The organism is Actinomadura sp. NBRC 104425 (assembly GCF_030269545.1).
GTDB classification, from domain to species: Bacteria; Actinomycetota; Actinomycetes; order Streptosporangiales; family Streptosporangiaceae; genus Spirillospora; species Spirillospora keratinilytica.
This window is the reverse complement of record NZ_BSTN01000087.1, coordinates 1-934: the sequence shown is the minus strand read 5'-3', so window position 1 is coordinate 934 and position 934 is coordinate 1. Positions and strand designations below refer to the sequence as shown.

The following is a 934-nucleotide window of genomic DNA, read 5'->3' as shown; positions in this document are numbered from 1 at the left end:
ACCGATTCGCCCGAGCATTCACCTCCCCATACGTCAACGACACACCCTCACACGACACCGCCACCGCACCCGGACGAACCGCCGCCTGCGCCTCGAACAGATCAACGATCGTCGAGGAATCCGACGGATCGCCGGCGGTGCCGCCGGCCCACTCGCCCAGCAGGGCGTCGCGTTCCTCAGCGGTGAGGATGTCGGCGGCGCTGATGGGGGCGTCCGGTTCGGCGGCGACCTGGCGGAGCAGGCGTTCGAAGCGGGCGGCGAGCTGTTCGGCGGTGGAACGGTCGAACAGGTCGAGGGCGTATTCCACGGCGCCTTCGAGGTGGCCGTCGCGTTCTTCCAGGTAGAGCGACAGGTCGTATTTGGCCGTGGTGGACGGGAGCGGTTCGGCGGCGGCGGTGAGGCCGTCCAGGTCGAGGCGGGCCTGCGGGTTGTTCTGGAACGACAGGACCACCTGGAACAGCGGGTGCCGTGCCATCGACCGGGACGGGTTGAGCACCTCCACCAGGCGTTCGAACGGCACGTCCTGATGGGCATAGGCGGCCAGGTCCGTCTCCCGCACCCGCGCCACCAGCTCGCGGAACGACGGATCGCCAGACGTGTCGGTCCGCAGGACGAGCATGTTGACGAACATGCCGACCAGGTCGTCCAACGCGTCATCCGTACGCCCCGCCACAGGCGACCCGATCGGAATGTCGGTCCCGGCACCCAGCCGCGTCAGCAGGGCGGCGAAAGCGGCCTGCGTCACCATGAAGAGGCTGGCGCCGCTGCGACGGGCCAGGGCCACCAGCCGGGCGTGCAGGTCGGAGTCGAGCCGGAAGGGGACCGTGCCGCCGCGGTAGGACGCCTCGGCCGGACGCGGCCGATCAGCAGGCAGCGCCAGCTCCTCCGGGGCGCCCGCCAACGCCTCACGCCAGAACGCGATCTGCCGCGAGAT

General features: G+C 70.2%; 1 protein-coding gene. It reads right to left on the bottom strand.

Annotated features, from left to right (window positions below; genetic code table 11):
* Positions 1-934: condensation domain-containing protein (locus tag QSK22_RS33225; protein WP_285498466.1), on the bottom strand; the 934-nt coding region annotated here is incomplete at both ends.